General features: G+C 65.2%; 20 protein-coding genes. 8 read left to right on the top strand and 12 right to left on the bottom strand.

Features of this window, described 5'->3' with window-relative positions:
- Window positions 1–17 precede the first annotated feature (17 nt).
- From pabB to CVO77_RS05785, 8 genes are all read left to right on the top strand, one after another.
- Window positions 18–1,889: an aminodeoxychorismate synthase component I gene (gene pabB / locus CVO77_RS05820; protein ID WP_192878873.1), complete on the top strand. Its 1,872-nt coding sequence runs from the start codon at window positions 18–20 to the stop codon at window positions 1,887–1,889.
- A 115-nt stretch (window positions 1,890–2,004) separates the two neighbouring features.
- Window positions 2,005–3,216: a pyridoxal phosphate-dependent aminotransferase gene (locus CVO77_RS05815; RefSeq protein ID WP_105998298.1), complete on the top strand. Its 1,212-nt coding sequence runs from the start codon at window positions 2,005–2,007 to the stop codon at window positions 3,214–3,216.
- 315 nt (window positions 3,217–3,531) lie between these two features.
- Complete coding sequence (gene msrA, locus CVO77_RS05810; RefSeq protein ID WP_106000670.1) at window positions 3,532–4,197, top strand: peptide-methionine (S)-S-oxide reductase MsrA; 666 nt, start codon at window positions 3,532–3,534, stop codon at window positions 4,195–4,197.
- Between the two features lie 139 nt (window positions 4,198–4,336).
- Entirely contained in the window at window positions 4,337–5,476 is a 1,140-nt protein-coding gene (bla, locus tag CVO77_RS05805) for a class A beta-lactamase (RefSeq protein WP_105998297.1), read from the top strand.
- A gap of 2 nt (window positions 5,477–5,478) precedes the next feature.
- Window positions 5,479–5,793, top strand: a complete 315-nt coding sequence (locus CVO77_RS05800; protein ID WP_105998296.1) for a hypothetical protein — start codon at window positions 5,479–5,481, stop codon at window positions 5,791–5,793.
- Window positions 5,794–5,941: 148 nt separating this feature from the next.
- On the top strand, window positions 5,942–7,147 hold the full coding sequence (gene sucC / locus CVO77_RS05795) for an ADP-forming succinate--CoA ligase subunit beta (RefSeq protein ID WP_105998295.1): 1,206 nt from the start codon (window positions 5,942–5,944) through the stop codon (window positions 7,145–7,147).
- 106 nt (window positions 7,148–7,253) lie between these two features.
- Window positions 7,254–8,003 carry an electron transfer flavoprotein subunit beta/FixA family protein gene (locus tag CVO77_RS05790; RefSeq protein WP_105998294.1) on the top strand — a complete coding sequence of 250 codons (750 nt, stop codon included), beginning with the start codon at window positions 7,254–7,256 and terminating at the stop codon, window positions 8,001–8,003.
- A complete protein-coding gene (locus CVO77_RS05785; protein WP_105998293.1) occupies window positions 8,000–8,929 on the top strand; it encodes an electron transfer flavoprotein subunit alpha/FixB family protein in 930 nt (309 codons plus the stop codon). Before CVO77_RS05790 ends, CVO77_RS05785 begins: the two co-directional genes overlap by 4 nt.
- A gap of 253 nt (window positions 8,930–9,182) precedes the next feature.
- Here CVO77_RS05785 and CVO77_RS05780 read toward each other — a convergent pair whose 3' ends face one another.
- From CVO77_RS05780 to CVO77_RS05725, 12 genes are all read right to left on the bottom strand, one after another.
- The gene (locus CVO77_RS05780; RefSeq protein WP_105998292.1) at window positions 9,183–11,732 is read right to left on the bottom strand and encodes a TonB-dependent receptor; all 2,550 of its coding nucleotides are present in this window, start codon (window positions 11,730–11,732) and stop codon (window positions 9,183–9,185) included.
- 302 nt (window positions 11,733–12,034) lie between these two features.
- Window positions 12,035–13,111: an aromatic ring-hydroxylating dioxygenase subunit alpha gene (locus tag CVO77_RS05775; protein ID WP_105998291.1), complete on the bottom strand. Its 1,077-nt coding sequence runs from the start codon at window positions 13,109–13,111 to the stop codon at window positions 12,035–12,037.
- A 135-nt stretch (window positions 13,112–13,246) separates the two neighbouring features.
- Window positions 13,247–13,735, bottom strand: coding sequence for an Lrp/AsnC family transcriptional regulator (locus CVO77_RS05770; RefSeq protein ID WP_105998290.1), 489 nt, complete (start codon window positions 13,733–13,735; stop codon window positions 13,247–13,249).
- The gene (locus CVO77_RS05765; RefSeq protein ID WP_105998289.1) at window positions 13,735–14,211 is read right to left on the bottom strand and encodes an Lrp/AsnC family transcriptional regulator; all 477 of its coding nucleotides are present in this window, start codon (window positions 14,209–14,211) and stop codon (window positions 13,735–13,737) included. The genes CVO77_RS05770 and CVO77_RS05765 overlap by 1 nt, the downstream gene beginning before the upstream one ends.
- A gap of 90 nt (window positions 14,212–14,301) precedes the next feature.
- Window positions 14,302–15,591: a spinster family MFS transporter gene (locus CVO77_RS05760; RefSeq protein ID WP_146130827.1), complete on the bottom strand. Its 1,290-nt coding sequence runs from the start codon at window positions 15,589–15,591 to the stop codon at window positions 14,302–14,304.
- A 48-nt stretch (window positions 15,592–15,639) separates the two neighbouring features.
- Window positions 15,640–16,401, bottom strand: a complete 762-nt coding sequence (locus CVO77_RS05755; protein ID WP_242446113.1) for an SDR family NAD(P)-dependent oxidoreductase — start codon at window positions 16,399–16,401, stop codon at window positions 15,640–15,642.
- Window positions 16,402–16,456: 55 nt separating this feature from the next.
- Window positions 16,457–18,019 (bottom strand): amidase, encoded by a 1,563-nt coding sequence (locus CVO77_RS05750; protein WP_192878872.1) that lies wholly within the window; start codon window positions 18,017–18,019, stop codon window positions 16,457–16,459.
- 29 nt (window positions 18,020–18,048) lie between these two features.
- Window positions 18,049–19,149, bottom strand: coding sequence for a Rieske 2Fe-2S domain-containing protein (locus CVO77_RS05745; RefSeq protein WP_242446112.1), 1,101 nt, complete (start codon window positions 19,147–19,149; stop codon window positions 18,049–18,051).
- A 3-nt stretch (window positions 19,150–19,152) separates the two neighbouring features.
- The gene (locus tag CVO77_RS05740; protein WP_105998287.1) at window positions 19,153–20,025 is read right to left on the bottom strand and encodes an amidohydrolase family protein; all 873 of its coding nucleotides are present in this window, start codon (window positions 20,023–20,025) and stop codon (window positions 19,153–19,155) included.
- A complete protein-coding gene (locus tag CVO77_RS05735) occupies window positions 20,025–21,665 on the bottom strand; it encodes a class I adenylate-forming enzyme family protein (RefSeq protein WP_105998286.1) in 1,641 nt (546 codons plus the stop codon). Before CVO77_RS05735 ends, CVO77_RS05740 begins: the two co-directional genes overlap by 1 nt.
- A gap of 132 nt (window positions 21,666–21,797) precedes the next feature.
- Window positions 21,798–22,670 (bottom strand): SDR family NAD(P)-dependent oxidoreductase, encoded by an 873-nt coding sequence (locus tag CVO77_RS05730; protein WP_106000666.1) that lies wholly within the window; start codon window positions 22,668–22,670, stop codon window positions 21,798–21,800.
- 25 nt (window positions 22,671–22,695) lie between these two features.
- Entirely contained in the window at window positions 22,696–23,451 is a 756-nt protein-coding gene (locus tag CVO77_RS05725; RefSeq protein WP_105998285.1) for an SDR family NAD(P)-dependent oxidoreductase, read from the bottom strand.
- Window positions 23,452–23,458: the final 7 nt, after the last annotated feature.

Below are 23,458 nucleotides of genomic sequence, written 5' to 3'. Positions count from 1 at the left end.
GGCCTGTCGCGATTGCCATGACCGAAGCTGCCCCCCTGCCGCTGCCCGGCCCGGGATGCGCCCCCTTCGTGCTGCTCGACGATGCGCGCGCCGACGGTGCGGTGCCCGCGCGACTGTTCCGCGAGCCGGTCGAGATATTGCGCGCCGACGACGCGGCGGACATTCCCGCGCTGTTGGTGGCGGTCGAGGCGGCGTCGGCGCGCGGCCTCCATGCCGCGGGCTATCTCGCTTATGAGGGCGGCAAGGGGCTCGCGCCCGCCTGGCGCGGTGCGCCGCCGCCGACCGGCGCGGGCGGGGCGCCGCTCGGCTGGTTCGGGCTGTTCGAGCGGGTGGAGCGCTTCGACGCCGATACGGTGCCGTCGCTCTTGCCCGACCCGGCGGCAAGCTGGATCGGCGCGGTTGCGCCCCGAATGGCGCGCGCCGAATATGAGGCTGCGGTCGGGGTGGTGCTGGGCCTGATCCACGCCGGGGACATCTATCAGGCGAATCTGACCTTCCGTGCCGACGTGCCGTGGCTGGGCAATCCGCTCGCCGTCTATGCCCGGCTGCGGCGCACCGCGCGCGCGGGCTATGGCGGTTTCCTGTGGACGGGCGAGCAGGCGATCGCTTCGCTGTCGCCCGAGCTGTTCTTTGCGCTGCGCGGACGCGAGGTGATCGCACGGCCGATGAAGGGGACCGCCGAACGTGTCGCCGATCCCGGCGCCGATGCCGCGGCCGCGCGCGAACTCGCGGATGATCCCAAACAGCGCGCCGAAAATCTGATGATCGTCGATCTGATCCGTAACGACCTGTCGCGAATTGCGGTGCCGGGAACGGTCGCGGTGCCGGACCTCTTCCGCGTCGAAAGCTTTCCGACGATCCACCAGCTCGTCTCCGACGTGTCGGCGACGCTGCCCGAAGGGGTGGGCGCGGCCGATGTGCTGCGCGCGGCCTTTCCCTGCGGATCGATCACCGGCGCGCCCAAGGTGCGCGCGATGGAGATCATCGACGAACTGGAACGCGAACCGCGCGGGCTCTACACGGGCTCGATCGGTTTCATCGAAGCGGATGGCGATGCGGCGTTCAATGTCGCGATCCGCACGCTTGTCTTTCCATCGCAGGGCGACTTGCCGGACGGCGCGGTCTGCGCCACGCGCCCCTTGCAGGAAGACGTGGGTTACGCCACGCTGGGACTGGGGTCCGGAATCGTCGCCGACAGCCGACCGGCCGAGGAATGGCGCGAATGTCTGGCCAAGGGGGAATTTGTGAGCGCAGCGGGCGAAAGCTTCGACCTGATCGAAACGATGTTTTTCGATCCGGTCGATGGCGTCCAGCGGCTCGAAGGCCATCTGGCGCGGATGAAGGCGAGCGCCGCCGCGCTCGGTTTCGCCTTCGACCGACACGGTGCGCGCAACAGCCTGCAATCGGCGACCTTTCGCCTGCGCAGCGCGGCGCGGGTGCGGATGCGGCTCGCGCGGTCGGGGGCGCTCGCGGTCGAGGTGTCGCCGCTGCCGCGGCTCGCCGAACTGCCGGTGCCGGTCGCGATCTGTCCGGCGCCGATGGCGGCCGACGATTTCCGCGTCGCGCACAAGACGAGCCTGCGCGCGCCCTATGACGCCGCGCGTGCGGACAGCGCCGCAGCCGAGGTCCTGTTCGTTGACGAGCCGGGCTTTGTCACCGAGGGAAGCTGGAGCAATATCTTCGTCGAGCGCGGCGGGCTGCTGCTGACGCCGCCGCTCGCGCTGGGCCTGCTTCCCGGCGTGTTGCGCGCCGAGCTGATCGACAAGGGACGCGCAGTCGAATCGCATCTGCGCCTCGCCGACCTGGGCGCCGGCTTTTTCCTTGGCAATTCGCTGCGCGGCCTGATTCCGGCGCGGCTGGTGGACGGTTCGGCCGCTGCAATCGGCTGATCTTCGTCCCGCATAGGTAAATTATCCCATGCCGCGCTTGCGAATTGCGGACGGAAGCTCTAGGCGCGGCCCCGCGCAATTTCCTGTCAATTCGCCCGCGAAGGACCGCCTTTCCATGTCGCTGAAGCCGCATATATCCGCTGCCCTGGGCCGCATCCAGCCCTCGGCAACGCTCGCGATGACCGCGCGCGTGACCAAGCTGAAGGCCGAAGGGGTCGATGTGATCGGCCTTTCGGCGGGCGAACCCGACTTCGATACCCCCGATTTCGTCAAGGAAGCGGCGATCGAGGCGATCCGGAACGGCCAGACCAAATATACGCTCGTCGATGGCACGATCGCGCTCAAGGAAGCGATCCGCGGCAAGTTTCGCCGCGACAACGGCCTCGACTACGGCCTCGATCAGATCACGGTCAACGTCGGCGGCAAGCACACGCTCTTCAACGCGCTCGTCGCGACGGTCGATCCGGGCGACGAGGTGATCATCCCCGCGCCCTATTGGGTGAGCTATCCCGACATCGTCGCCTTCTGCGGCGGGACGCCGGTGATTGTCGAAGGCACCGCGGCGCAAAACTACAAGATCACTCCCGCGCAGCTCGACCAGGCGATCACGAAGAAGACCCGCTGGGTGATGTTCAACTCGCCGTCGAATCCGTCGGGCGCCGCCTATTCTCCGCAAGAACTCGACGCGATCGGCGACGTGATCCGCCGCCATCCGCATGTGATGGTGATGACCGACGACATGTATGAGCATGTCTGGTACGCCGATTTCGCCTTTTCGACACTCGCGCAGCGCTGCCCCGATCTGATCGACCGCATTCTGACGGTCAACGGCTGTTCGAAGGCTTATGCGATGACCGGCTGGCGCATCGGCTTTGCCGGCGGCCCCGCCTGGATCATCAAGGCGATGGGCAAGCTCCAGTCGCAGTCGACCTCGAACCCCTGCTCGATCGCCCAGGCGGCGGCGGCGGCGGCGCTCGGTGGGCCGCAGCAATTTCTCGACGACCGCAACGCCGCGTTCCGCAAGCGCCGCGACATGGTCGTCGCGATGCTCAACGACGCGCCCGGCCTGTCGTGCCCGGTTCCCGACGGTGCCTTCTACGTCTACCCCGATGCGAGCGGCTGCATGGGCAAGAAGACCCCCGATGGAAAGCGGATCGAGAGCGACGAAGCGCTGATCGACTATTTCCTCGATTCGGCGCGCGTCGCGGCGGTGCACGGCGGCGCGTTCGGCCTGTCGCCGGCGTTCCGTGTGTCTTACGCGACGTCGGAGGCGGCGCTCAAGGAAGCGTGCGTCCGCATCCAGCAGGCGTGCGCGGCGCTGAGCTGATACCGTTAACGCCCCTCCTCGGAAGAGGAGGGGATGGCTCTCGCCTTCCTGAACCTCGCACAACCATCCGGTTCACCCTTCGGTAAGCCCTCGTCCCTATAGGTGATCGGCATCACTGCACGGCGGCAAGGGGCGCGCCATATCGTTCGGTGTAACCGGGGCGGCATCGCCCGCAAAACGATCAATATGACAAGAGGCTCCCATGCTGACCATGCTTCGCTCCGACTGGTTTCCGACCATGCTCGCCGGCTTCGCTATCGGTGGACTGATCGTGATGCTCCAGCATTCGGGGCTTGCGCTTTCCTTGTGATGCGTATCCGGCGCGCGTTCGCCGTGCTGATCGCGGCGCCGCTCCTCGCTCAGTGTGCGCCCGCGCAGGCCGAGAACATCGTCAAATTGCCCGCCGCGGCCTATGATCCCGCGGTGAGTGCGAAGCGCGCGACGGCGGTGCTCGCGGGTGGCTGCTTCTGGGGGGTCGAGGGCGTCTTTTCGCAGGTGAAGGGCGTGATCTCGGTCGAAGCGGGCTATCATGGCGGCAGCAGGGCGACCGCGAAATATGATCTGACGCACGACGGCACCTCGGGCCATGCCGAGGCGGTGCGGATCGTCTATGATCCGGGCCAGGTCAGCTATGGTACTTTGCTACGCGTGCTGTTTTCGGTCGTTGCCGACCCGACGCTCAAGAATCGCCAGGGCCCCGACGCTGGAACCCAATATCGCGCCGCGATCGTGCCGATGGACGCCGCGCAGCGGCAGGTCGCGACCGCCTATCTCGCGCAGATCGGCAAGGGCGGATATTTCAGAAAGCCGGTCATCGTTCCGGTCGAACGCTACAAGACTTTCTATCCGGCCGAATCCTACCACCAGAATTTCATGCGGCTCCATCCGGCGAATCCCTATATCGTCCGCTGGGACGCGCCGAAGCTTACGGCGCTGAAGCGGCTGTTTCCCGGCCTTGTTCGCGGCGCCCCGGCGCCCTAGACGGGCCTTGTTCCGCTGCTCACCGCGCGTGCGGAATCATTCGTCGCAAATCGCTGGTTCGCCCGCCGCGCCTGCGGGACGAATGAGCCCGGCCACAAGGGGTCGGGAAAACAACAGACGGTCGCACCGCGGGGTTATAATGAGGCGCAAATTTTCGGGCAGGTCGCTGTTCGGCACGATGATCGGGGCCGCCCTGCTCGCGGGATGCGTCAGCAGCGCGGCGCTGGTGCCGGCACCGCGCCAGGCACAGACTGCCCATAATGGCTCGGGCGCCGTCACCGTTCCGATCGGAGCGCCCGTCCGTTCGTCGGCCCCGCCGCCGCGCGGCACGCTCGATCCCGGCTTTCGCCGCCCCGCTCCCGGGCTGGGCGACCGCATCGCCTCGCTGTGGCGTGCCTTCCCCGGCAAGACGGGCATCGCGGTCCAGCGCATCGATGGCGAGTGGGCGATCACGCAGCGCGGCGCCGATCTGTTCCCGCAGCAGAGCGTGTCGAAGCTTTGGGTGGCGATGAGTGTCCTTGACGCCGTCGATGACGGCCGCATCAGTCTGGACCAGAAAGTCCGCATCGGTCCTGAAGATCTGGTGGTTTTTCACCAGCCGCTCGCCGCGCGCGTGCGATCGGAAGGCGTCGTGACAATGAGTGTTCGCGACCTGATCGAGACCGCGATCACGCACAGCGACAATCTGGCGAACGACAGCCTGCTGCGCACCGTCGGCGGCCCCAATGCGGTGCGCGCCTTCATCACGAAAAAGGATCTGGGGTCGATCCGCTTCGGCCCCGGCGAGCGGCTGTTGCAGAGTGCGACCGCGGGCTTGACCTGGCAGCAGAGCTATTCGGCCGGCCGCAATTTCCAGACCGCGCGCGCCGCGCTGCCGATGGCGACGCGCCAGGCGGCGATGAACAAATATCTGGCCGATCCGATCGACGGCGCGAGCCCGGCGGCGATCGCGAGCGCGCTGACCCGGCTTGCGCGCGGCACCTTGCTGTCGCCCGCATCGACCGACTATCTGCTCGGCGTGATGACCCGCACCCACAGCGGCCCGAAACGGCTGAAGGCCGGGTTGCCGCCGGGCTGGCAATTCCTTCACAAGACCGGCACCGGCCAGGATCTGAACGGCATGACCGCGGGCTATAACGACATCGGCATCGCCACCGCCCCCGATGGCACGCGCTATGCGATTGTCGTCATGATGGGCACCACGACCTCGTCGATCCCGGCGCGCATGGCGCTGATGCAGGCGGTATCGGGCGCGGTCGCCGAATTTCACGGACAATAGGCATGATACGGCTGGCTCTGTTCCCCCTGATCGCCGCCTCGCTGGCGCTTGCGAGCTGCGCGACGCCCGAGACGCGGCTGCGCAACGGGTTGCACAATGCCGGCCTGTCGCAGGCGATGTCGGCGTGCATGGCCGAACGGATGGTCGACCGGCTGTCGCTCGTCCAGCTCCGCCGCCTGTCGGCGCTCGGCAGCCTCGAGGGCAAAAGGATCACCGACCTGTCGCTCGGCACATTCCTGCACAAGGTGCGCGCGCTGGGGGATCCCGAAATATTGACGGTGTCGACGAGTTCGGCGGCGCTTTGCGCGCTGCGCTGATCGGTTTTCCCTGACCGAATGAAAAGGCGGGCGGCGCCCGTCCGATAGAATCTCTTGTCGCCGCAGGGGTAGCCTTGCCGCGCAACTTGTGCTTATGCGGCGCCGATCTTCTCTCCCTTATACAGAGTCGAAAGGCCCGGCAGACCTCATGAACATCCACGAATATCAGGCGAAAGAACTGCTCGCGAAATTTGGCGTTGCGGTGCCCAAGGGCATCGCTGCGATGAGCGTCGAGGAAGCCGTCGCCGCGGCGAAGCAGCTTCCCGGGCCGCTCTATGTCGTGAAGGCGCAGATTCATGCCGGCGGTCGCGGCAAGGGCAAGTTCAAGGAACTCGGTCCCGACGCGAAGGGCGGCGTCCGCCTCGCCAAGACGATCGAGGAGGTCGAAGCCGCGGCGAAGGACATGCTCGGCAACACGCTGGTGACGATCCAGACCGGCGAGCATGGCAAGCAGGTCAACCGCCTCTACATCACCGATGGTGCCGACATTAAGCAGGAATTCTACCTCGCGCTGCTCGTCGACCGCGGCTCGAGCCGGATCGCGGTCGTCGCCTCGACCGAAGGCGGCATGGACATCGAAACCGTCGCGCACAATACGCCGGAAAAGATCCACACGATCACCATCGACCCCGCCACGGGGCTGCAGCCGCACCATGGCCGCAGCGTATCAGCAGCGCTGGGGCTGTCGGGCGATCTCGCCAAGCAGGCGGCCAAGGTTCTGGCCGGCCTCTATGCCGCGTTCCTTGGCACCGATGCCGAGCAGATCGAAATCAACCCGCTCGCGGTTTGCGAAGGCAAGGATGGCGACGAGCTGCTCGTGCTCGACGCCAAGGTGGCGTTCGACGGCAATGCGATGTTCCGCCACAAGGATATCGCGACCCTGCGCGACCTGACCGAGGAAGACCCGGCCGAGGTCGAGGCGTCGGAATATGACCTCGCCTACATCAAGCTCGACGGCAACATCGGTTGCATGGTCAATGGTGCCGGTCTGGCGATGTCGACGATGGACATCATCAAGCTCAACGGCGAATTCCCGGCGAACTTCCTCGACGTCGGCGGCGGCGCGAGCAAGGAAAAGGTGACCGCGGCGTTCAAGATCATCCTCAAGGACCCCGCGGTAAAGGGCATCCTCGTCAACATCTTCGGCGGCATCATGAAGTGCGACATCATCGCCGACGGCATCGTCGCCGCGGCGAAGGAAGTGAATCTGTCGGTGCCGCTCGTCGTTCGCCTGGAGGGCACGAACGTCCAGCAGGGCAAGGATATCCTCGCCAATTCGGGCCTGCCGATCGTTGCCGCCAATGACCTTGGCGATGCGGCGAAAAAGATCGTCGCGGAAGTCCGCGCGGCCTGAAGCAGCCACCCTCCCCAAAAGGGGGAGGGTGCGCGACTGCTGGTTGACGTTTACGTAAAGCGCAATTATGGCGCAGTGCACAATTTTTGAGAGGAGCTTTGAGCCCATGAAAATCCTCGTCCCCGTCAAGCGGGTGCTCGATTATAACGTGAAGCCGCGGGTCAAGTCCGACGGCACGGGCGTCGACCTTGCCAATGTCAAAATGTCGATGAACCCGTTCGACGAGATCGGCATCGAGGAAGCGATCCGCCTGAAGGAAAAGGGCGTCGCGACCGAGGTCATCGCGGTCAGCGTCGGCCCGGCGAAGGCGACCGAAACGCTGCGCACCGCGCTGGCGATGGGCGCCGACCGTGCGATCCTGGTGCAGACCGACGATGCCGTCGAGCCGCTGGCGCTTGCGAAAATCTTCAAGGCTATCGCTGACGCCGAACAGCCCGGCCTTGTCATCCTCGGCAAGCAGGCGATCGACGACGACAACAACCAGACCGGACAGATGCTTGGCGCGCTGACCGGCTGGGCGCAGGGCACCTTTGCCAGTGCGGTCAATGTCGATGGCGATCATGTCAACGTGACGCGCGAAGTCGATGGCGGCCTCGAGACGGTGAAGCTCAAGCTTCCCGCGATCGTCACCACCGACCTTCGTTTGAACGAGCCGCGCTATGCGAGCTTGCCCAACATCATGAAGGCGAAGTCGAAGCCGCTCGATACCAAGTCGCCCGCCGATTACGGCGTCGATACGGCGCCGCGGGTCAAGACGATCAAGGTGTCGGAACCGCCCGTACGCTCGGCGGGCGTCAAGGTCGCCGATGTCGATGAACTGGTTGCCAAGTTGAAAGCCATGGGAGTGCACTCATGAAAACGCTCGTTTGGGTCGAACATGACGGCAAGGCCGTCAAGGACGCGACGCTCGCGGTGGTCACCGCCGCGTCGAAGCTCGGCGAAGTCCATCTGCTCGTCGCCGGTTCGGACGTCGATGCGGTGGCCAAGGAAGCCGCCGGCATCGCCGGGGTCGGCAAGGTGCATGTCGCCGACAACGCCGCCTTTGGTCACAACCTGCCCGAAAATATCGCGCCGCTGGTGGCCGAATTGATGGCGTCGCACGACGCCTTCCTCGCCCCCGCAACAACGACCGGCAAGAATATCGCGCCGCGCGTCGCCGCGCTGCTCGATGTCATGCAGATTTCGGAAATCCTGTCGGTCGAGGGTCCGAAGACCTTCACCCGCCCGATCTACGCCGGCAACGCGATCGCGACTGTCGAATCGTCGGATGCCAAGCTGGTTCTCACCGTGCGTGGCACGGCCTTTGAAAAGGCCGCCACGACGGGTGGCTCGGGAACGATCGAAGCCGTCTCGGCGGGCGGCGACGCCGGTCTGTCGAGCTTCGTCGGCGCCGAAATCGCCAAGCAGGATCGTCCCGAGCTGACCTCGGCCAAGATCATCGTGTCGGGTGGCCGCGCGCTGGGTTCGAGCGAGAAATATCAGGAAGTGATCGTCCCGCTCGCCGACAAGCTGAACGCCGCGCTCGGCGCCAGCCGCGCCGCGGTCGATGCGGGCTATGTCCCCAACGATTATCAGGTCGGCCAGACCGGCAAGATCGTCGCCCCCGAAGTCTATTTCGCGATCGGCATCTCGGGCGCGATCCAGCATCTGGCGGGCATGAAGGATTCGAAGACGATCGTCGCGATCAACAAGGACGAGGACGCGCCGATCTTCCAGGTCGCGGACTTTGGCCTCGTCGCCGACCTGTTCAATGCGGTTCCCGAACTGACCGGCAAGATCTGATCTTCGGACGGAATGGCAAGGCAAAGGGCGGTCCCGGTGGGGCCGCCCTTTTCCGTTTCCGAGGCAAGGCCGCCGTCGATCTCCGCAATGGCGATTCAAACCAATGTCATCACGCTCAGCACGAGCGGACTTTGCGAGCGCTCAGCGTTCACAGGCGGTCAAAAGGATCAGGCCGCCCCGGGGAGAATCCCGGGACGGCCTGACCTGTTTCGAATGGAGAGGGCGGCGCGACGACCGCCCCCGATGATGCGGATCAGAACTTCATGCCCAGCGTCACGCCATAGGTGCGCGGATCGGCATAATAGCCACCGGCATAGCCGAGCGGCCCGAAGTCGATGCCGCGGACGAAGTCGTGCGCGTTGGTCAGATTCTTGACCCACAGCATGACGCGCGCCTCGCCGCCGCCCAGCGGCAGCTTTTCGATCGCGAGCTGGGCATCGACCACGTCGCGCGGATCGGATTTCAGCAGGTCGTTGAACGGCGAGGCGATCGCGCTGGCAAAGCTGTAACGGCCATCCTCGTGCGTATAGCCGACGCGCCCGACCAGCTCGGCGCCGCCCGCCCCGACGGGAAAGCGCGCATTGAGTGCCACGTTGGCGGTCAACGGAGCGGTATAGGTCGGGCGAACCACCGACGCGATGTTGACCGGCGGGTCGCCCGCGGTCGTCGATTGACCGGCCATGAAGGTCTTGGTCTTGATGTCGATATAGCCGATCGTTCCGTCGATCGAGAAATTGTCGGTGAGCGCGGCCTGCAAATCAGCCTCGATCCCCGCATAGGTGACCTTGCCGGCGTTGCCGATCCGCGATGCGAAGGTTCCGGGAGGCCCGTCGGTGACCGGGACGATGACCGCCAGATCGTCGTAGATATTATAATATCCGGCGATGTTCAGGCGGACGCGGCGATCGAACAGTTCGGATTTCACGCCGACTTCATAGGAGGTCACCGTTTCGGGTTTGAAGTTGGGCAGCGTCGTCGTCCCCGGCAGCACCGGATCCTGCGCATTGAAGCCGCCGGAGCGATAGCCGGTCGCCGCGCGGGCATAGACGCTCGCCTCGGGGGTGAATTCATAGCGTGCCATCAGGTTCCAGGTCAATTTGCGGAAGCTGTCCTGGCCCGATTCGATCTGCGTCAGCGGCACCGCGCCATTCTGCACGCGCACCATCTTCTTACTGTCCCACGTATAGCGCGCGCCGACGGTCAGGCTGAGCGGGCTGTCGCGTCCGCCGGGATAGATGGTCGTCTGACCATAGATCGCCTTCGATTCGTTGGTCGCGGTATAATCGAGGATCGCCGGCGTCACGACCGCGCGGTAGCGGGCCGGGTTTGCGGCGGCGAAGCCTGGCCCCAGTGGTCCGAAATTGGCAAGGAAGATGCTGTTTGTGTCGAGGATGAAGGCGCTGGTCTGCGGATTATACTCCGATCCCTTTTCCCAGAAATAGAAGCCGCCGACCACCCAGTCGAGCAGGTCGCTGTCGCCCGAGACTTCGAGCTCGGTGCTGAACTGCTTGTGCTTCTTGACGTGGGTGATGTCGAACAGATCCTGCGTCGTGGTCGGAACCGCCGCCGCCGCGATGAAGGGGCGCGCCGCCGCAGGGATCGTCGGGATGAACTGCAGCAGCGATTCGGGCATGCCGTTGAACAGCGTCGCGTTGGTGAAGGCCGGTCCCTGGATCGTGCCCAGCCCGTCGAGGTCGTTGCCCTCGTTCACACTCTGATACTGGCGATAGCCGCCGGTCAGCTTGACGGCGAAGCCTCCGAAATCGTTGCGGATCTGAAGATTGTGGCCCCACGACTTGTCGGTCAGCGGCCCGTTGGAATTCAGGCAGATCTTGTCGCGATAGACGCGCGTCGGCACGCCGAGCGCGGCGCAACCTGGCTCGAGGAAGGTCGCTGCGGCCAGATATTGCTCCACCGGCGCCTGCTGGGTGGCGACGACGGGCTGGCCGTTGATGACGATCGGCGGATTGATCGTTCCGTCGGCGGTGTTGGTGAGCTGGAACGCGGGGGGAGCACCATGGATACGAGCCCAGTCGAAAATATATTGGATGCTGCCCGTGCCGCCGAGGTCGGCGAGAAAGGCGGCACGGAAAGCGTCGCTTTTCCGCGCGCCCGGATCAAGCGAATCGCGGGGTTCGAGGATATTGTCGACCGTGCCGTCGCGCTGGCTGTGCGCATAGCTGAAGCTGGTCTTGAGACCGCCGAACAATTCGCCGGTGTCGAGCGTGAGCTTGCCGTTCCAAGCGTTGAAATTGCCATAGCCGGCCTCGGCGCGGAGCTGGAAATCCTGGCTTGGCTTGCGCGAGATGAAGCTGATCGCGCCCCCGGTCGTGTTGCGGCCGAACAAGGTGCCTTGCGGCCCGCGCAGCACTTCGGCGCGTTCGAGATCGAGCACGCCCATGCCGGCGACGCTCGACCGCGCGATGTAGATGCCATCGACATAGACCGCGTTCGCAAGATCGAGGCCAAAGGTTTCCTGCGCGCCCGAGGGAATGCCGCGGATCGAGATCACCGCCGCGCTGAAGTTCGTCGTCGGGGGCGAGATGGTGAGATTGGGCGCGAGGCCGGAGAGGTCGCGCGCATCCTCGATCTGAAGCTGTTCGAGCTTCGCGCGGCCGATCGCGCTGATCGCGATCGGAACATCCTGCAAATTCTGTTCGCGCTTCTGCGCGGTGACGACGATCTCGTCGAGTTTGGACGCCTCTTCGGCGGGCGCTTGCTGTGCGAGCGCGGGCGTTGACATCGCCAGGATGCTGACACTTGCGGCCAGCGCCGCGCCGGCAGTTCGAAATTGGGTCTGCATATCATCCCTCCCTTGATGGCGAACTCTGCGAGCTGGCCTTGGCCTGCATTTGGACAAAATTCGTATAAAATGTCAATATCTATTACGCAAATCGCGATATACAGCCTCTTTATATCGATAATCACAACGATTTTAGGCATTTTCACCGCCGATTGCCCATCGAGGGCGCACGAGTGCGAGGGTGCGCGGCGGCTATGCTGGCGGGATAGGGGCGGCCACCCGCAAGCGCGGGGATCGCGGTGCGGCGGGCCGACAATATGGTTCAGATGCCGGGGCCGACCGGCCCGGCTGTCCGCGTTCGGCTAGGCCGCGTCGCCCCACGGGTCGCGGAGCGTGCCGCGCGCGACATAGGTGCCGTTGACGCGCGCCTGATATTGATGCGCATCGGCACGCGGGTTGAAAAACTGCTTGTACCAGATCCGCACCTTGTCGAAGGGGCCGTCGCCGCGGACCATCATCGGGTGGATGCACGGGCGCTTGTTCGCCCAGATTTCGAAATCCTGGGCAAAGGCCTTGACGCCCGCGTCGCAATAGGCGGTGGCGATGGCGGCATCTTCTTCGGTCGGAACGGGGTTCGGCGCCTTGACGAACAGGCCATACCAGACCTTGACGACGCCATCATCGACCGGCGTGTGCGCGATCAGCATGTGCGACGGATAGTCGCCGACCATCGCCGACTGAAGGATGCCGGGGCCGGTGTACCAGGTGTCGTTGGTCATGCCTTCGTCGCCGCTGTTGAGCGTGCGGTGTCCCGCCTTCAATATCTGCTTGCAGACATGGCCGTCGAAGATATTTTCGAACAATTCCATGTCTTGACTGCCGTGGACGGGGACCAAATGACCCTTGTCGGCCATATTGTCGACGATTTCCTGCGGATGGCTGTTCAGCGTGCCGAGGAACTCGATGTCCCAATTGATCCATTGCGGATCGTCCCATTGCGCGAAGTCGGGCAGGGGATAGTCGGCGGCCACGCTCTCCGGGTCGTGCCAGACCCACAGGCATCCGGCGCGTTCGGTGACCGGCCAGCTCTTGAGGCATGCCTTCTTGGGTGGCGGCGCGGGCGAATAGGGGATTTCATTGCAGCGGCCGTCAGGACCGAAGCGCCAGGCGTGATAGGGGCAGCGGATATTGTCGCCCTCGACCTGGGTGCCATCGACCACGACATAGGATGTCGTGTTGAGCGCGAGGTGGGTTCCCATGTGCGGGCAATAGGCCTCCATCAGGAACACGCGCCCGCTCTCGCCGCGATAGAGCACCAGATCCTCGCCGAAATAGCGCACCGCTTCGGGTTTGGTCGTGGCGTCGGCCGACCGGCCGACCATGAACCAGCCGCGCGGATAGGCATATTCGCCGAGCCGATAGTCCTTGCTGGTCGCCATTGCCGTCTCTCCCTGCGATTCTTCGTTCAAGAATATCACAGGTCGTAGATTATGCAACCATGAATGCCAAGATGATCGGCTATCTTAGCCTATATACTATCGAAATGCGTAGATTGACCGATAAATGACTACGCATTAATCGGCGCCATTCGGCTGTTGCCGGTCGGTGATGCGAACGATCCGGCTGTTGTATTTCACCGTCTTCACCGCGACCGACGTTTCGACATGGTGCACGCCGGCGAGCGCCAGTATCTGGTCCGACGCCACCGCGTGCAGATCGGCGAGTTCGTCGAACAGGCAGATGGCGAGGATGTTGAACCGCCCCATAGTGATCAGCACGCTCGTCACCTCGGGAATGGTCGCAATCGTGTCGGCGATCTGGCGCAGACTGCCGATGTCGGCCTGGACGCCGACGAAGGCCAGCTTGTTGGCGGTGCCGAGATCGAAGCTGGTGATCGCGGTGAAGGACAACAGCCCGTCCTGCTGCAACCGCTTGATCCGGCCGCGCACCGTTCCCTCGGTGACGTTGAGCGCGAGCGCGATCTTGCGGTTCGAGATGCGCGCGTCGCGCGACAGCATGTCGATGAGCTGGCGATCCATGTCGTCGATTGGAGTGTCGGCCATCAATCTTCTCGCGCTTCGATCGGGGCGACGTCGAATTGATATTTGACGACGTCGACGGCAATGGCGGGGATCATCGAGCGGATGCCCTTGATCCGGCCGAACTTGTTCATCAGCAGGTCGGGAAGCTCGTCGATCGATTGCAGGACGACGAGCAGGTCGATGTCGTACCGGCCCGTGGTCAGGTGCGCCGCGAAAACCTCGGGAAGCTCGGCCAGTTCCTCCGCGACATCGGTGGCAGGCCGATTGTCGACTTCGATTGCGACTTCGAGCAGCACATTATAGCCGTGCGCGCGAAAATCGGAGACCGCGACGACGCGCAGCTTGTTGGCCGCCTCCATCCGCCGGATGCGGCTCGACACCGTCGCCGCCGTCAGGCTGAGCCCTTCGGCGATCTGCTGATTGGTCGCGCGGCCGTTCTGCCGCAGCGCGCTGATGATCGCGCGATCTATATCGTCGATTTCAAAGCCGTTTCTCATGCTGCCGTTTCTATGTTTTTTCACACGCCAGTCCAGCCTTTCATCATCCGGTCGAAACGTCGGGTCGGTTCGTTGCGACCGTGCCGTGTTTCAGCGCGCGGCCGGGTCCGCCGCGATCCCGGCCAATCGTTCGCGATCGGCTTCGAGATGGCGCACCGCTAACCCCATCGATGCGGCGCCGATCAGGCCGGTCGGGATGATGATGCTGAGCGCGAAGCGCAGCGACAGCGCGTCGTCGCCGAACATCTGGCTGAGCGCGCCGGTCAGCCACGGGCCGAGGACGAAACCCAGGAAGGTCGTGACCATGATGAACAGCGCCGTGCCGGTGGCGCGGAAGCGATCGGGGAGCAGATATTGCAGCGAGGCCATGATCCCGATCGACCAGCCGCCGCCGAGCAGCCCCGCCGGGATCGCGAACAGTTTCGCCATCGCGATGTGATCGCTCCAGGTCACGAGCAGGATCGACACCGATGCCGCGAACAGCGCGCCCGCCGCCATGCGCAGCGGCCATTCGAGGCCGCGTTTCGCCGCCCGGTCGGCGACGACACCGAACAAGAGCATGCCCGACAGGCCCGCACCGCCGAAATAGAGCCCGAAGGTGGAACTCGCGCTCGCCAGCGGCAGGTCATAAAGGCGACTGAACAGCGTCGGCCCCCAGAATCCGAAACCGACCCCCGACAAGGTGCCAAGGCCCATGCCGATCATCATGAGGGTAAAGGCGCGCGCGCGCGCCAGCTTGTGGACCAGCGGCGCCAACGCCATCTGCGCGGCGGTCGTCGCGGCGTGGCGGCGTTCGGGTTCGCGGACGAGGAACCAGGCGGCGGCGGACAGGATGACCCCCGGCACCGCCATGGCGATGAAGGCCATGCGCCAGCTATGAACCTCGGCGATTGCCGGACCCGCGGTATAGCCGGTGATCTGTCCGAAATAGACCGCGAGACCCAGGATGGCGAAAGCGAAGCTGCGCCGTTCGGGGCGGAAATAATCCGACAGGATCGAATAGGCGGGCGCGACGAAGGCCGCTTCGCCGATACCGACGCCGACGCGCGCGAGCGCCAGCATCCAGGGCGAGGTCGCGAGCCCCGACAGGCCGGTGAACAGGCTCCAGATCAGGCAACCGGCGCAGATGATCGCGATCCGCGACGAGCGATCGGCAAACCGTGCGATCGGGATGCCCGCGGTCGTATAGAGGACCGCGAAGGCCGGGCCCATCAGCAGGCCCATGAACTGGTCGCCGACGCCGAATTCGGCCTTGATCGGATCGACCAGCCCCGAAATCAGATAGCGGTCGGCATAGTTGAAAATATAGATAAGGAGGAAGACGAACAACACCGTCCACGGGTTCGACCGGCGCGTCGGGGTCGCCGGGATTGCAGCCATATTGTTCAAATCATTCTCTCCAATCGCTGTCCGGCCCGATCGCTGATCCTAGTCACGCATCTGCGTCCCGCCGTTGACGTGCCAGACCTGGCCGTTGACATAGGCGCCGTCGTCGGATGCCAGAAAGGCGACCGCGGCGGCGATGTCGCCCGGCTCGCCCAGCCGCGCCGAGGGGGTGCGCCTGCGCATGTCGCGCACCTGATCGTCCGAAAGATGCTGCGCCACCGCTTCGGTCATGATGAGGCCGGGGCAGATGACATTGGCGCGCACGCCCTCCTTGCCCCATTTGCTCGCGACGTGGCGTGCCAGCGCATGGATGCCGTTCTTGGTCATCGGATAGGCGACCTGCCACGGCGAAGCCCCCGACGCCGCGCCGCTGCTGGTATAGATCATCGCGCCGCCACCGCGTTCGATCAGCGCCGGAAGCGCCGCCTGCGTCGCGAGGAAATGGCTTTTGAGATTGATCGCGACCGAACGATCGAACACCTCTTCGGGACAGTTCAGCGCATCGACATCGCCTTCGGTCCCGCCGGCGAGGTTCGAATGGAAGATGTCGAGGCCGCCGAAGCGGCCCTGCGCCGCCGCGACGATCGCCGCCTGCGAGGCCGCGCTGGTACCGTCGAGATGGACGCCGACCGCGCGGCCGCCCCTGTCGACGATCGCCTGCGCACTGTCGGCGGCCCATTGTTCGTTGATGTCGCCGATGACGACGATCGCGCCTTCATCGGCCAGCCGCATCGCCGTCGCCGCGCCGATCCCGCGTCCGCCGCCGGCGACGATCGCCACCTTGTCCTTCAATCCGCGCATCATCTGCCTCTTTCTTTCGTCATCGATCGGATCGGCCGGTTCAGCGGCCGGGCGGCGGTCAGGCCGGGCGCCGGTCGAACCAGGGCGCGGCGCGTTCGACCTGGCCCGCGAGGCGCAGCAAGGTCGCTTCGTCGCCATAGCGCCCCGTCATCATCACGCCGATCGGCAGCCCGTCCTTCGACATGGCAAGCGGCAGCGACATGCTGGGCTGACCGGTCGCGTTCGACAGGCCGGTCCACGGCGTGAACGCGGCAATGTCGCGGCCCCAGGTGGCGAAATCGTCGGGCATCAGGCCGAGCCGGCCCAATTCGATCGGCGGCGCCGCGACCGTCGGCGACAGGATGATGTCGAAATCGACCATGAACCGGGCGATCGCGATCGCCGTTTCCTGAAAGACATTGTTCGCGCGCGCCACGTCGATGCCGCGGAACTGCTTGCTATATTCGAGGAAGGTCAGCGTCACCTTTTCGAGCACATCGGGTGAGGGGGCGATGCCGGTCAGCTTGGCGCGATCCTCGACATCGACGGCGAGTGCGGTCGAGATCGCCGCGAAATTGGCGGTGCCGAGCGCGGCGACATCGACCTTGGGCGCCGCTTCCTCGATATGATGGCCCAGGCTTTCGAGCAGCTTTGCCGCGGCGCGCGCGGCGGCGACGCATTCGGGGTCGACGGGGGTGCCCGCCGGGGTTTGCAGCATCAGCGCGACGCGCAGCTTGCCGGGGTCGCGCCCGACCTGCGACAGGAAACTGCCCTCGGGCGTCGGCGCGCCATAGCGCGAGCCGACCTCGATGCCATGGGTTGCGTCGAGCATCGCGGCCGAATCGCGGACGCTGCGGCTGATTGCGTGCTGGGTCGACAGGCCGCCCCAGCCTTCGGTGCGCGCGGGCCCCATCGGGACGCGGCCGCGGCTCGGCTTCAACCCGAACAGGCCGCAGCAGGAGGCGGGGATGCGGATCGACCCGCCGCCGTCGGAGGCGTGCGCGATCGGCACGACCCCGGCGGCGACCGCCGCCGCGCTGCCGCCGCTCGACCCGCCCGCGATGCGCGCCGGATTCCAGGGATTGCGGGTCTGTCCGCAGGCGAGCGATTCGGTCGTCGCGGTCAGGCCGAATTCGGGGGTCGTGGTCTTGCCGAAGATGACGAAGCCCGCCGCCTGGTGGCGCCGCACCAGTTCCGAAGTGAAGTCGGGGCGATAATCAGCATAAAAGCGGCTACCCTGGCCGGTGCGTTCGCCCGCGATATTGGTGTGCAGATCCTTCAGCAGCAACGGCACGCCGCGAAACGGCCCGTCGGGCAAGCCGTCGGCAATCGCCTTGCGCCCGAAATCATAGAGTTTCTGCGCCATGAAATTGAAGCGCGCATCGCCCGCCTCGGCGCGCGCGATCGCTTGGTCCAAAAGCTCGCCGGGCGATACCGCCTTGTCGCGCACCAGGCGGGCGAGGCCGAGGGCGTCGTGGCGGTCGAGCAGGTCATCGGCGGGGCTGGGCATGGCGGTCTTTCTGGTCCGGGCGATGGCGGGAAGGGCGAGGGGGGAAGCGAAAGAGGCGCCCCCCGCGATCAGGTCGCGGCGCGTGACCGGCGCGCGCGCGCCGCCGCTTGCCTTGATATCCTTGTCGGTCATTCCAGCCTCTCCCGCAGACAGCGCATCGATCAGCCGTTCGCCGGCGCCGCTTCGGCGTCCTTGGCGTAATAGCGCGAATAAAATTGGCGAAAGCGCGGGATCGGCCCGTCGCCGTCGCAGATGATCGGATTGGGTTCGTAGCGCATCCGGTCCCAGACCACCTTGTCCTGGTCGAGTTGCTTGTTCACATCGGCGATGATCGCGCGCGCCACCCCGGCGGCGGGGCCGTCGGCCTGCGCCTTGGGCTGGGTGTAAAGATAGCGCACGGCCAGGCGATCGGGCTCGATCGGGGTGATGAGCGCCAGCAGCAGCGTTTCGCAGATGCCGGTGAAGCGCACCCAATTCTGCCCCGGTCCCTGTGACGTGGTGGTGATCTGGCCGTCGATGACGCCGCGCGGGGTGCCCATCCGGGTCTTGAGGACGCTGTGGCGGTCATAACCCTCGCCCCAGTGCAATTCGCCGCTCGGCAGGTCGGCGGTGCCATGGATGAATTTGAAATGGGCGAAGTCGACGCCGTTTTCGGCCATGTTCTGAATGCTGCCAAAGACCGCCCATTCATAGACCTGAAAGTCGCTCCACGCGGGATCGGTTGCCTCGGGGATGTCGACGACATCGAACAGCGGCGCCGCGTCCTGCGGGTGATACCACATCCAGATCATGCGATTGGCTTCGCGGATGTGCCAGGTGCGGGTGCATTTGCGCTTGACCTGCGGCGGGATGGCACGGGCGTAAGGGATCTCCTTCACCACGCCTTCCTCACCGTCATAGCGCCAGCTGTGGAACGGACATTCGAGCAAATTGCCGCTGACCTTGCCGCCATAGCCCATATGCGCGCCGAGGTGGCGGCAATAGGCATCGACCATCCGCACGGCGCCGTCCTCGCCGCGCCAGATCGCAAGCTCGGTGGAAAAATAACGCAGCGGCTTGACCTCGCCGACCGCGAGTTCGTCCGACAACAGCACCGGATACCAGCCAAAGGGAAAGCCGGTGTTGAGGTTGCGATCGGCGGCCGAAGGGGCGTTGTCGATCGGCGCGACGCGCCAGGCGATGCGTTCCTCCTTCGACATATTTTCGAGCACGCGCCACACCGCGACGGGGGCGGTGCGGGCGTCGGTGACGCTGTCGTTCATCGTTCAGGCTCCCAATCCAAAGACCTTGATCGCGTTTTCGCGCAGGAATTTCGGCCACACTTCGTCCTTGAAGGGGACGTGCGGCATGTCGGCGAAGATGCGGTCGAGGCTCAGCCCCATCGGGAAATAGCCGGCGTAGAGGATCTTGTCGGCGCCGCGGGTGTTGGCATAGTCGATGATCGCCTGCGGATAATATTTCGGCGCGAAGGCGCTCGTCGAATAATAGAGGTTCGGCCATTTGAGCATCAGCTTGACCGCCAGGTCCTGCCACGGCTCGGCGCCGTGGCGCATGACGATCTTGAGGTCGGGGAAGAACCAGCAAATCTCGTCGAGATGCTCGACCTTCTGGTTTTCCATCGGGATGCGCGGGCCGGGGATGCCGACATTGAGGCAGATCGGCAGGCCGAGTTCGGCCGCCGCGGTATAGAGGGGGAACATATATTTATGGTTGATCGGCACCTGCGGCATGGTGCCGGCTGGAAAGACGCTGATCGCCGACAGCCCGACCTCGGCATGGATGCGTTTGATCCGGCGCACTTCGTCCACTCCCTTGTTGGGGTCGCACGGCAGGTCGAAGAAGAAGCGGTCGGGGAACATCTCCTTCGCGCGGCGCGAGGTGGCATTGTCGTTCCAGCCGACCATCGCGCGCGCGATGTTGAAACGGTCCATCTGATCGACCGTCCATTGGACGAAATCGTCGACCGCGCCGGTCTCGGGTATGTCCTTGAACATATATTGCGCGGGCATGGTGAATTGCTTCAGCGTTTCGGCATCCTTGATGAGCGGCCGAAAGCTGTCGAACCAGTCGGAGCGCGTTTCGCTTTCGGGAATCCCCAGCATGCAGTCGATGATGCCGATGTCGGTGGGCATGGCCATTATGCGTCAATCCCTTCTGCCTGGGTCCAGTCGGCGCGCAGCCGCCGTTTGTCGATCTTGCCGACGTCGTTGCGGGGCAGGGGGGCAAGGTCCACCCGCACCATCGCCGGCGCCTTGTAGCGCGCCAGCTTTTCGGCAACCTCGGCGATCACCGCCGCGCCGTCCAGCGTTTCGCTGACCACGCGCGCGACGAGCAGCTCGCCCAGCCGGTCGTCGGGGATGCCGAACGCCGCGCATTCGGCGACGCCGGGCATGGCGTTGATGATGCGCTCGACCTCGGCGCAATAGATATTCTCGCCGCCCGAAATCACCATATCCTTGGCGCGGTCGACGATGAACAAATAGCCTTCGTCGTCGAGATAGCCGATGTCGCCGGTCTTGAGCCAGCCGTCGGGCGACAGCACGTCGGCGGTCGCTTCGGGTTGCTGCCAATAGCCTTGCATCACCATCGGCCCGCGCACGACGATCTCACCAACCGCGCCCGCCGGAAGGTCGGTGCCGTCGGCCCCCGCGATCCGCATTTCGACCAGCGACAGCGCGCGGCCGGCGGAGGCGCTCTTGCGGATGAAATCGGCGCCGACCCCCATGGCGACGCTGCCCGCCGTTTCGGTCATGCCATAGCCGGTGCCCATGACGACGTCGGGGCAGGCGGCGCGAAATTCGTCGAGCAGGCCGACCGGCAACGCCTGGCCGCCCATGCCGACGTTGCGCAGGCTCGACAGGTTGGCGCCGCGATGCTTGCCCGCGTTGACGATGTCCCACATCATCGTCGGGACGCCCGAGAACATCGTCACCTGTTCGCGCTCGATCAGGTCGACCGCGCTCTCCGCCGACCAGCGGCGAACCATCACGACCTTCGATCCCGCGAGCAGGGGGGCGAGGAAGCCCGCGCCGAGCCCCGAAATATGGAACAAAGGCGCGGCGAGCATCACCGATTGCTGCGGCAGGTTGGCGAGGATCGTCGCGACCGGAATGCCGAGCTGTTTCGCGGTGTTGTGGAGGACCATCGTGCCCGACAATTGCATGCCGAGGATGCCCGTCATCAGATTTTCATGCGTCAGCACCGCGCCCTTGACCCGTCCGGTGGTGCCCGAGGTGAACAGGATGGCGGCGGGGTCGCCGGGATTTGCGGGAGCGACGGCGGGAGGCAGCGCGTCGCCCGGCGCGGGAAAATCGGCGGCCGCGATCAGGCGTCCGGCAAAGCCGCCTTCGCGCAGACGCGCCGCGCGGTCGCGGTCGGCGAGAACCACCGCGGGCGCGACATCGTCGATCGCGGCGCATAGTTCGGCGGGCGAGCCGCGGCTGTTGAGCAGCGCCGCGACGCCGCCGCACCGGATCGCGGCGAGGAAAGCGACCATCCATTCGCTGCGATTGCGCATGCAGATGGCGACCCGGTCGCCGCGCCGGATATCGAGCACCGCCGCCAGCGCATCGCGGCGCGCGAAAAGGTCGGAAAAGCTCAGGCGGATGTCGCCATCGACGAGTGCGATGCGGTTGCCATGTCCGCGCGCGGTCTCGAGCATCTGGCCGATGTCGGAGGGGATGTTGACGAAGCGGCGCATGCCGTCCCGCAGCCCCAGCTCAAAGGGTGTGCCGGGCGCGGTGACCGTTTCGAAGATCGGATCGCTTTGCGTCGCCATGCCTCTGCCTGTTCCTTCGTCCCGTCTATCCCGGCGCCGATTGCTTATCGGTCGCGATATGCGTAGTATATTATGCAAATAAATACGAACTCATGCAAGATCAAGCCAAAAATATCGTGTTTTTGCGTAAGATCAATAGACGGCGGCGGGATTGGGCTCGTTCGGGCTGCCCAGCATCTCGCGATAGGAGGGGCGCTCGTGGCCGCGGTCGGTGATGCCAAGGTCGCGGGCGATCTCGGCGCCGACCAGCGTCCGGCCCGACAGCGCCGCGCCCTCGGGGCGGCTGGCGAGCGCGTGCAGGATATGGCCGGTGAATTCGGGATTTTCCGCCGTCTCGATAAAGCCTTCATATTGTTCGGGATTGACCTCGCGCGCGATCGTCGAGCGTTCGGTGATCAGCGGCCCCATCCAGATCGAGGCGGTTCGCACCCCGGTTCCGCGCAGGTCATGCTCCATGTCGTGCGCGAATTTGTCGATTCCCGCCTTTTGCGCGCCATAGGCAGGGCCGTGCATATAGCAGCTGGCACCAAAGGAGGAGCCGAAGGCGATCAGCCCCGACCCCTGCGGCACCATCATCCGCGCCGCGTGCCAGCTGGCGACATAGGCCGAGCGCAGCCCGACATCGAGGATGTTCGCGGCGGCAATCTCCTTTTCCCAGAAGGGTTTCTTCTCGATCAGCTGATGGTGGATATAGGTTGCGTTGTTGACCAATATGTCGAGCCGTTCCGCCTCGCGTTCGATCTGCGCGAACAGCGCCGCGACCTGTTCGTCGTCGCTGTGGTCGCAGACGACGGCGATGCCCTGGCCGCCCGCCTTCGTCACCGCCGCGGCGGTTTCGGCGACGGTGCCGGGCAGGACGGTGCCGTCCCAGCCTTTGGCGTCGCCCGGCGCCAGCGTGCGCCCGGTAACATAGACGGTCATCCCCTTTTCGCCGAGGCCGCGGGCGATGCCTGCCCCGGCGCCGCGGCTGGCGCCGGTGACGAGCGCAATTTTCGGTTCGGTCATCTTCGTCTCCATGATGGTGCGTGGCTCAGCCGAAATTGGCCTGGCCGCCGTCGAGCGGCACCGTCGCGCCGGTCAGATAGGCCATTTCGGGCGCGCAAAGCGCGACCACCGCGCGGCCGATGTCTGCCTCGCAGGCACCGATGCGGCCCAGGGGAATCGTGCGAAAAAAGGCTGCGGCCTCGTCCGGGTTGTTGTCGGCCCAGCGCTTCAATCCGGGCGATTCGGCGTGCGGCGCGATGTTGAGGACGCGGATATGGTCCTTGCCCCATTCGGCCGCGGCGGCGCGGGTCAGCGATCGGATCGCCGCTTTGGTTGCGGCATAGGCGCCATAGCCGGTCATGTCCCAGCGTTCGATGACCGACGACACCAGATTGAGGATCACCCCGCCGCCGCGCGCCGCCATCATCGGCTGGGCCAGCTTCATCAGCCGCAGCGCCGCGAGCGGTCCCGATTCGAAACCGGCGACGAAGGCCGCGTCCTCGACCGTCAGCAGTTCGCCGTTGGGGACTTCCTGCGCATTGTTGACCAATATGTCGAGGCCGCCGAAACGATGAGCGACATCGGCCATCATCCGGTTCAGCGATTCGGCGGATTTGACGTCGCATTCGATCGCCGCGGCGGTACCCTGGCCGCGGGCTTCGATCAGCCGTTCGGTATCGGCCAGCTTCGCGGCGGTCCGGCCGGCGAGGAGGACGGTATCGCCCTGCGCGGCAAAGGCGAGGGCGATGCCCTGACCCACTCCCTGGCCGGCCCCGGTGACAAGGACGATTCGCGCCGCCATGACTTTC

Origin of the sequence: Sphingopyxis lindanitolerans (assembly GCF_002993885.1) — a bacterium.
Classification (GTDB): domain Bacteria; phylum Pseudomonadota; class Alphaproteobacteria; order Sphingomonadales; family Sphingomonadaceae; genus Sphingopyxis; species Sphingopyxis lindanitolerans.
The sequence above is the reverse complement of the archived record's forward strand: the minus strand, read 5'-3'. Positions and strand labels throughout refer to the sequence as shown.

Bases quoted from the DNA above. Each gene is read 5' to 3' on its own strand.
- CVO77_RS05725 (WP_105998285.1), bottom strand. From the start codon at position 23,451: ATGGCGGCGCGAATCGTCCTTGTCACCGGGGCCGGCCAGGGAGTGGGT.
- CVO77_RS05775 (WP_105998291.1), bottom strand. From the start codon at position 13,111: ATGGCGACCAGCAAGGACTATCGGCTCGGCGAATATGCCTATCCGCGC.
- CVO77_RS05755 (WP_242446113.1), bottom strand. From the start codon at position 16,401: ATGATGCGCGGATTGAAGGACAAGGTGGCGATCGTCGCCGGCGGCGGA.
- CVO77_RS05735 (WP_105998286.1), bottom strand. From the start codon at position 21,665: ATGGCGACGCAAAGCGATCCGATCTTCGAAACGGTCACCGCGCCCGGC.
- CVO77_RS05750 (WP_192878872.1), bottom strand. From the start codon at position 18,019: ATGACCGACAAGGATATCAAGGCAAGCGGCGGCGCGCGCGCGCCGGTC.
- bla (WP_105998297.1), top strand. From the start codon at position 4,337: ATGAGGCGCAAATTTTCGGGCAGGTCGCTGTTCGGCACGATGATCGGG.
- CVO77_RS05770 (WP_105998290.1), bottom strand. From the start codon at position 13,735: ATGGCCGACACTCCAATCGACGACATGGATCGCCAGCTCATCGACATG.
- pabB (WP_192878873.1), top strand. From the start codon at position 18: ATGACCGAAGCTGCCCCCCTGCCGCTGCCCGGCCCGGGATGCGCCCCC.
- CVO77_RS05745 (WP_242446112.1), bottom strand. From the start codon at position 19,149: ATGAACGACAGCGTCACCGACGCCCGCACCGCCCCCGTCGCGGTGTGG.
- sucC (WP_105998295.1), top strand. From the start codon at position 5,942: ATGAACATCCACGAATATCAGGCGAAAGAACTGCTCGCGAAATTTGGC.
- CVO77_RS05815 (WP_105998298.1), top strand. From the start codon at position 2,005: ATGTCGCTGAAGCCGCATATATCCGCTGCCCTGGGCCGCATCCAGCCC.
- CVO77_RS05800 (WP_105998296.1), top strand. From the start codon at position 5,479: ATGATACGGCTGGCTCTGTTCCCCCTGATCGCCGCCTCGCTGGCGCTT.
- CVO77_RS05765 (WP_105998289.1), bottom strand. From the start codon at position 14,211: ATGAGAAACGGCTTTGAAATCGACGATATAGATCGCGCGATCATCAGC.
- CVO77_RS05785 (WP_105998293.1), top strand. From the start codon at position 8,000: ATGAAAACGCTCGTTTGGGTCGAACATGACGGCAAGGCCGTCAAGGAC.
- CVO77_RS05740 (WP_105998287.1), bottom strand. From the start codon at position 20,025: ATGGCCATGCCCACCGACATCGGCATCATCGACTGCATGCTGGGGATT.
- CVO77_RS05780 (WP_105998292.1), bottom strand. From the start codon at position 11,732: ATGCAGACCCAATTTCGAACTGCCGGCGCGGCGCTGGCCGCAAGTGTC.
- CVO77_RS05790 (WP_105998294.1), top strand. From the start codon at position 7,254: ATGAAAATCCTCGTCCCCGTCAAGCGGGTGCTCGATTATAACGTGAAG.
- CVO77_RS05730 (WP_106000666.1), bottom strand. From the start codon at position 22,670: ATGACCGAACCGAAAATTGCGCTCGTCACCGGCGCCAGCCGCGGCGCC.
- CVO77_RS05760 (WP_146130827.1), bottom strand. From the start codon at position 15,591: ATGGCTGCAATCCCGGCGACCCCGACGCGCCGGTCGAACCCGTGGACG.